The organism is Nocardia australiensis, from assembly GCF_020733705.1.
Classification (GTDB): Bacteria; Actinomycetota; Actinomycetes; order Mycobacteriales; family Mycobacteriaceae; genus Nocardia; species Nocardia australiensis.
Genome location: NZ_JAJFZM010000001.1, coordinates 732484 through 739514 on the forward strand (window position 1 = coordinate 732484; position 7031 = coordinate 739514).

The 7031-nt window shown below is 63.9% G+C and carries 6 protein-coding genes; 3 read left to right on the forward strand and 3 right to left on the reverse strand.

The annotated features are described in order from the left end of the window. Positions 1-258: 258 nt before the first annotated feature. From LKE06_RS03355 to LKE06_RS03365, 3 genes are all read left to right on the forward strand, one after another. Entirely contained in the window at positions 259-1509 is a 1251-nt protein-coding gene (locus LKE06_RS03355) for a helix-turn-helix domain-containing protein (protein ID WP_227997127.1), read from the forward strand. Further along, complete coding sequence (locus LKE06_RS03360) at positions 1506-2405, forward strand: phosphotransferase family protein (protein WP_227997129.1); 900 nt, start codon at positions 1506-1508, stop codon at positions 2403-2405. Before LKE06_RS03355 ends, LKE06_RS03360 begins: the two co-directional genes overlap by 4 nt. A 641-nt stretch (positions 2406-3046) precedes the next feature. Then, positions 3047-3790, forward strand: a complete 744-nt coding sequence (locus LKE06_RS03365; RefSeq protein ID WP_227997131.1) for a phosphotransferase family protein — start codon at positions 3047-3049, stop codon at positions 3788-3790. 681 nt (positions 3791-4471) lie between these two features. On the opposite strand, the gene LKE06_RS03370 is transcribed toward LKE06_RS03365, so the two are convergent. The 3 genes from LKE06_RS03370 to LKE06_RS03380 form a co-directional block, all read right to left on the reverse strand. After that, on the reverse strand, positions 4472-5614 hold the full coding sequence (locus LKE06_RS03370) for a serine hydrolase domain-containing protein (protein WP_227997133.1): 1143 nt from the start codon (positions 5612-5614) through the stop codon (positions 4472-4474). A 709-nt stretch (positions 5615-6323) separates the two neighbouring features. Further along, positions 6324-6653 (reverse strand): hypothetical protein, encoded by a 330-nt coding sequence (locus LKE06_RS03375; RefSeq protein WP_227997134.1) that lies wholly within the window; start codon positions 6651-6653, stop codon positions 6324-6326. A 122-nt stretch (positions 6654-6775) separates the two neighbouring features. Further along, positions 6776-6994: an MbtH family protein gene (locus LKE06_RS03380; protein WP_227997136.1), complete on the reverse strand. Its 219-nt coding sequence runs from the start codon at positions 6992-6994 to the stop codon at positions 6776-6778. Positions 6995-7031 lie beyond the last annotated feature (37 nt).

Sequence of the window (7031 nt, forward strand, 5' to 3'; positions counted from 1 at the left end):
CCGGTGATAACGTCGTCCCACCAGGGCAAATGGGGGTAAGGACATCTCAAGACACGGTTTCGGACGGCCAACATGACGCGCGTATCCGATATGCAGCGCTACTGTGCGCGCTGCGGGAGCAGGCTCAACCGCTACAACGTCGAAACCCTATGCAGCCCTTGCGGATCAGGTGCCTCGGATGATCTCGCGCAACCACCTCTCGTGCCACCTGCCTTCTGGCAGGTCGATCAGATACGCGATGCTCTCGCTACGTGGCATATGGGCCGTGTGATCTTCGCCTATCGGATGCACCCGTACCACGGCAAACCACTGCCGCAGGAACTGGTCGGCAATTGGCTTGGTCTGACGCAAGCCCAGCTCAGCCGGATCGAAAAAGGCCAGGCTCCCGAACAACTGTCGAAGCTCATCCGCTGGGCGCGGGCCCTCGGCATCCCAGGCGACCTGTTGTGGTTCAAGTTGCCCGCTGACTCTGGCGTTACGCTCGATGACGTGAACCGCCAGGATTTCTTGCGTGCAGCTTTTGGGGTCACAGTGACAGGGGCCGCCGCGCCGCTGATTGACTTGCTGAGCACCATCCAGCCGACGCCGATTCCCTCGCATGTCGGAGCCACCGAGATCGAACAGATCCGCACCACGGCCCGTGAATTCAGCACGTGGGACCACACCTATGGTGGCGGACTGGTTCGCGAGGCTGTCGCCGCCCAGCTCCGATACGCGGTCAACCTGCTCAACGCCCATTGTTCCGAGATGCACCGTACCGACCTTCAGAGCGCCGTCGGGTTCCTCGGACACACCGCGGGCTTCATGGCGTTCGACGCCTACGCACACGCCGATGCCCGGAGCATGTTCCGCCTGGCCTGGACGTGTGCCGAAGAGGCCGGTGACTGGCACCTTCGGGGCAAGGTCCTCTCGTCGATGGCACGCCAAGCGATTTGGTGCGCCAGTCCCGACGATGGTCTCACCTACATCGAACTGGCCATGGTGAGATCGGACCGGTTGACTGCTACCGAGCGGGCCATGCTGCATTCCGCTCGGGCGCGAGCACTCGCCAAGTTGCACCGGGTAGAAGAAGCGGTGCGAGCAGTCGGCCAAGCAGATGACGAATTTGCATATGCCTCGCCAGCCGACGACCCACCGTGGATGGCCTACTACGACGCGGCCCAGCACTCCGGCGATACGGGACACGCCCTCTTCGACATCGCGCTTACTGGCCGTTTTGCCACCGAGGCCAGTAACCGTCTGAGAGCTGCCATTGAAGGCCATACTGAGGCATTCGTTCGGTCCCGCGCTATCTCAGGCATCAAACTGGCGTCGCTGACCATGGCTACTGGCGATCCGGAGGAAGCGGCGGTACTCGGCAAAGCTGCTCTGATCGACGCCGGTCACATCCGTTCCCGCCGCGCTGCTGACGACCTTCGGGAGCTGGCGCGGTTCGGAGGGGCTCATGACAAGTCAATCGAGGTCGAAGAACTTCGGACCCGCATCGGCACGATATTGGCGGCTGTATGACGGCCGAGCTGGCTGGCGACGAAACACTGTCGGTCCTGCGTGAGGCATGCTCGCACGTCGGTATTGATGCTGCGGGCGCTGAGCTGTTGCGGCTCAGCGAGAACGCTATCTACAAACTGCCTGGCAGTGTTGTGGTGCGAATCAGTCGACCAGGGCAACAGGTTGCCGCGAGGCGTGAGGTTGATGTTGCCCGCTGGTTGGAGGCGTCCGGTGTACAGGCGGTACAGGTTACGCCTGGCGTCGAACAGCCGGTTGAGGTTGATGGTCGCTCGGTGACGTTCTGGCGGGAGTTGCCTCCTCACTACAACGGCACTCCCGTCCAGGTGGCCGCCGCGCTCAGGCAGCTTCACCGCTTGGCGACGCCGACCGACGTCAATCTGGGAGAGGTCGCGCCGTTCGTCCGGCTTAATGAGCGGATCGACGCTGCCCACACCCTCACCGCTGACGATCGCCGCTGGATGTACGACCACCTGGCGGAACTACGCCAACAGTGGGATGACCTTCCAAAAGGGTTGCCCTGGTGCGTGATCCACGGGGATGCTTGGGGCGGCAACGTGGTCTCGACAAATGACGGGCGTGTACTCCTACTCGATCTGGAGCGCACCTCGATTGGGCCGCCGGAGTGGGATCTGGTGCATACAGCAATCAAGTGGTCGTCGTTCGACTGGATCAGCATGAAACAGTACGCCGAGTTCTGCGACGTATACGGGGACGACGTCACGAACTGGGCTGGATTTGCGCTGCTGCGCGACATCCGAGAGTTCAGGATGACAACGATGGCGGCACAGAGCGCAACGAGGAATCCTGGCGATCAGACACAAGCCGCTCACCGGCTGGCATGTATTCGCGGGAAGCGTGGCATGCGACCGTGGAATGGCTGGAAACCGTTGGGCTAGAGCACGTTTCCTGGATCCAGAGCGGCCGGTATGACGAGAAGGAACCCGGCAATTCGGCCCGGAATTGGACGGACGGTTGCTCATGCGGACTGGCCCTACATCTATTCCACGCTGCATCGCTTGACGGGAGGCGCGCGCTCACATCCTCGTCGGACGACGAATTGAAGCTTCTGGACTGCGCAATGTGGAGCGGTTCGAGCAGACGGCGACGGACGTGATTCTCGGCGTCTTGCCGTTCAACCGCGTCGGGGGTTCGAATATCGCGCGACGAAGGGTTCTGGCGTCCAAGGACCGATCAACTCGCGAAGCCCGCAAAACCGTCCCTGCGTGCATCGCAAAGGACGACTCAGGCGTCTTTTTTGACGTTTGCTGTGGCAGTTTTGATGCATGATTAGCGCTGCTGAACTTCGCGCACGGCTCGCCGACCTGGCTGAGCCGCAATGGGGCTGCTCACCACCGCCCGAGCCGCGGCCGTCGACATCGGCACCAAGCAGCTGCAGCGCCTGGCCGACCACGCCGTTGCGGAGATACCAAAAGTGGTCGACCCACCGACACCGGTTTGCGCCACGGCGCCAGCACTTCCGACAACCTGCCGGTCAACCCGACCGTTTCAGCGGTGCGCAATCGTCCGGACTGGGGTCATGACAGAGCTTCCGTTGCCCGGTGGGGCGGTCAACGGGCCAGTGCGTGTCGGGGACACGGTCCGGCGGCGCGGCGGCCCGCAGAGCGAGTTCGTGCGCCGTTTACTCGATCACTTCGAACGTCAGGGCTGGTCCGGTGCGCCGAGGGGGTTGGGCGTTGATGATCAAGGGCGCGATGTCCTGACGTTCGTCGATGGCTATGTGGCCTGGCGGCGGCCAAGGCCCCGGGAAGTGGACTCCGTGGACTGTGTGGCTGCCGTGGCGCGGCTGGTTCGCCAGTTTCATGATCTGACGGCGGGCACGGGTCTGACCAGCGGTCAGGAGGTTGTCTGCCATAACGACTTGGCGCCAAACAACACGGTATATCGCCGTCGAGGCAGCGGCGTGCGGCCGGTGGCGTTCATCGACTGGGATCTGGCTGCGCCGGGAGCGCGGATCGACGATGTGGCCCACGTGTGCTGGCAGTTCCTCGATCTTGGGCCGACTGTGGTTGATCCTTTCGACGCGGGGAGACGAATGCGGACAATCTGCGAGGCATACGGGTTGGCCGACCGATCAGGTCTGGTGGAGACCGTGCTGTGGTGGCAGGACCGTTGCTGGCGCGGCATCATCGCCGGCGCGGGCAAGGGGGATGTGGCGATGGTCGGCCTGCGTGATGATGGTGCTGTCCGGTCCATTCAGGAAGCTGCCGCATGGGTGGTGAAGCACCGAGACGCGTTGGAGACAGCCCTATTTGCCGAGTGATGTGCGGAACCACCTTCATCAGATGGCTGTTCACAGCCCACTCGGGTCCGACGGGATCTGGGCTGGATTTGCGCTGCTGCGCGACATCCGAGAGTTCAGGATGACAACGATGGCGGCACAGAGCGCAACGAAGAATCCTGGCGATCAGACACAAGCCGCTCACCGGCTGGCATGTATTCGTGGGAGGCGTGGCATGCGGCCGTGGAATGGCTGGAAACCGTTGGGCTAGAGCACGTTTCCTGGATCCAGAGCGGCCGGTATGGCGAGAAGGAACGCGGGATGTAAATAGTGCCATGCTCTTTTCCGGGTTCCCTGGTGGCAGGTCCCCAATACTGAGTCCACGCGGTTTTCGAGCCACGTTGTAATCGGGTCAGTCCGGTAACCGATGTCGCGATCGATGTGCCGTTCCTGCCCGCGCACCTAGAGTTCGGGTTGACCGGCCGGCACGGTCAACCAGGCAGCCGCGTGCTGGGCAGCTACCACGATGACTCGCTTTACCCGTGACCGGCGTCGGTCACCTGCGCGGGAGCAGCCTGCTCAGCACCCAGCCAGGGTGCATTCACCTGCAACTCCAAGGGCCACTTCTCCGCCATCGGCTGAAATCCCGTCTACCGCATCACTTCACCAGGCGCGGTGTCGCCGAGACCACTCGGCGACCCGTCCCCAACAACGATCCGTTGTTCAGCTTGCGTTCGTGAAGGCGGCGTTGATGACGGCCATGACGTAGGGGCGTTCGGATGCGGTGCCGGTGGGGTTGAGGGAGTAGGCCACGCGGCGTTTCAGGTCGCGGGTGGTGAAGACGCCGTTGGCCCACCCGGGCCGGGAGCCGGTTTTGCCCCACACGGTGACGCCGTTGTCGAGGGTGACCCGCATCAGGCCGCCGACGCTGAAGCAACTCGTCTTGTTGATGCAGTTCGTGTTGGTCGGCGCGCTGTCCACATCGGGCACGGTGAACACCAACTCCTGCTGAGCGGGCGGGAGGAGTCGGCCGCCGAATAGGGCGGTCATGAACAGGTCCAGATCGGCGGCGGTGGAAATGATTCCGCCCTCGGCCCATGCCCAGGGGCTCTGCTCGGTCACCTCGTCCGTATCGATGTAGACGCGAGCGTGCGGTGCGGGGACGGACATGTCCGGTGGGGAGGGAAGGCTGGTGTCGTGCAGTCCCAGCGGCTCGATGATGCGGCGGGTGAGTTCCTCGTCGAAGGTGCGGCCGGTCACCTTCTCGACCAGCAAGCCGAGAACGAAGGTGTTGACGCCGTTGTATTGCTGGACACGGCCAGGCTCTGTCGGCTGCCCCGCTCCCTGGCTCTCGACAGCTGCGAACGCATTGTGCACCACGTCCTGCGGTGACACGCCCTCGCGCCACCACCCGGGCCCGGCGGCAGGCCCGGGTATGCCGACCGGGGCCGGCAGGCCGCTGGTGTGGTCCAGCAGCTCGCGCACGGTGACGGCGCCATACGGAGCCGGGATGAGGGCGGGCAGGTGGTCCCGGACGGGCGCGTCCAGGGCGATCCGGCGTTCGGCGACAAGCTGGAGCACGACCGTGCTGGTGAAGGTCTTCGTCACGCTGCCGATACGGAAGCGAGCATCGCCGGACACCTGCCCCGCGGTTGCGGTCCACGGCACCGTCTGGCCGTCCCCTGCCACCCTTACCAGCGCGCCTGCGACAGTGCGATCGGGCAGACGCGTGAGCAGATCCCGCATCGGCGCGGGATCGAACGACGCGGCGGCAGCCACGGGTTGCCGACCCGCGTCAGGGGCGGTCACAGCGGGGAGACACGCACCCGCTGTGACCGCGGCGAGGGCAATGCCGGCCACGGCCACGCTCCGGAGGATGGAATGGCGTAGATGCATCGGACTGCTCCCAAGGGTGCTGGCCACAAAGCCAGGAAACGGTGAACCGTCGTAAACTCTGCCCGACCCGGCATCGGATGCCATCAGGGATCACCCCGAACAATCCCCTGAGATCCGCACGACCCGGACATCGGGTTTGAGCACAAGTTCACCCTCGCCCCCACACTGAAAGAAGCTCAACACTTTTCCGACAGAATCAATCTCGACACTCGACTTGCCCAGCGGAAACAGTGCGGCTGGCAGGCTTCGGTGATGTATCGGTAGACGTTGCGGAAGCGGCCGTAGGCCACATGGTCGACGTTCAGACTCGGGAACGGTTGTGTCACTTGGCATTCGGGCGTGGCTTAGTCGTCGCCTCTGAGCTTCGGCGTGGGCAACGGAACCGTAGCCGGAGCGAAGAACTCCATGAAATAAGCAGCGGGGCAAGCAGATTCGCTGACCCGTCGATGGTGTTGGTGTGGGTCCATTGGGCAGCGCACTCGGCCGGTGTGAGGTTGCTCAGGGCCGAGTGACGGTGCCGGTGGTTGTGGTCGCCTCACCATTGCACCGGCGACGCGGTTCAGACCGTGACCCATGTCTCGAGATCAATACGCAAATGGCTGGTTACGTGGCTTCCCCGCCACGCGCAGTGCCACTGCGATAGTTCGCACGTTTTCGCCGAACGTGCCTCGGCGCGGACTTACACAGCGGTGTGCGTGCCGCGCATCACCTCGGCCAGCCACTCATCGATCTGGCGCGACGGTTTGGCGGGTGCTCGGTCGAAAAGGTCACGCGTCGCACCCACTTCGGCGACATCCGCGATATACGCCGACACCGAAGGGGCCTGGCCCGCCGCCACCGCACGCTTGGCGGCAGCCAGCAGGTCCTCGGGCAGAGTCAGGGAGATTCGGCGGGTTGTCATGCCGTCTATCATCCCACTTTCGTGGACGAGCCAGAAGAAGGACGAGGGCAGCAATTTCGCCATCGCGGGACTACCGCTACCGGCCAGCGTCTTCGTCGATGAATCCACCGGGGGATCAGCTCCCGCCCGCCCAACCGATTTCGGCGGCTCGGGCACGGCGAAATCTGGGTTTCGAAGTGGCGGGCGGGGCGGGCCGGCGGCAGGGGATGTGGCCGGTCCGCCCCGCGTATTCAGTTGGATTCGGGGTGCATGGCGGCTATTAGGGAGTTGGGGCGCATGTCCAGCCAGTGGGTTTCGACGTAGTCGAGGCAGGCGGTGCGGGTGGCGGCGCCGTAGGCGATCCTCCAGCCGCCGGGGACGGTGGCGAAGATCGGCCACATGGAGTGCTCGCCCTCGTCGTTGATCAGGACGTAGAACTGGGCGTCATCATCGTCGAAGGGGTTGTTCATGGATCGACCTTCCTTGTGGGAGTCAGGGTTTCGTGGG

Bases quoted from the DNA above. Each gene is read 5' to 3' on its own strand.
- LKE06_RS03355 (WP_227997127.1), top strand. From the start codon at position 259: ATGGGCCGTGTGATCTTCGCCTATCGGATGCACCCGTACCACGGCAAA.
- LKE06_RS03360 (WP_227997129.1), top strand. From the start codon at position 1,506: ATGACGGCCGAGCTGGCTGGCGACGAAACACTGTCGGTCCTGCGTGAG.
- LKE06_RS03365 (WP_227997131.1), top strand. From the start codon at position 3,047: ATGACAGAGCTTCCGTTGCCCGGTGGGGCGGTCAACGGGCCAGTGCGT.
- LKE06_RS03380 (WP_227997136.1), bottom strand. From the start codon at position 6,994: ATGAACAACCCCTTCGACGATGATGACGCCCAGTTCTACGTCCTGATC.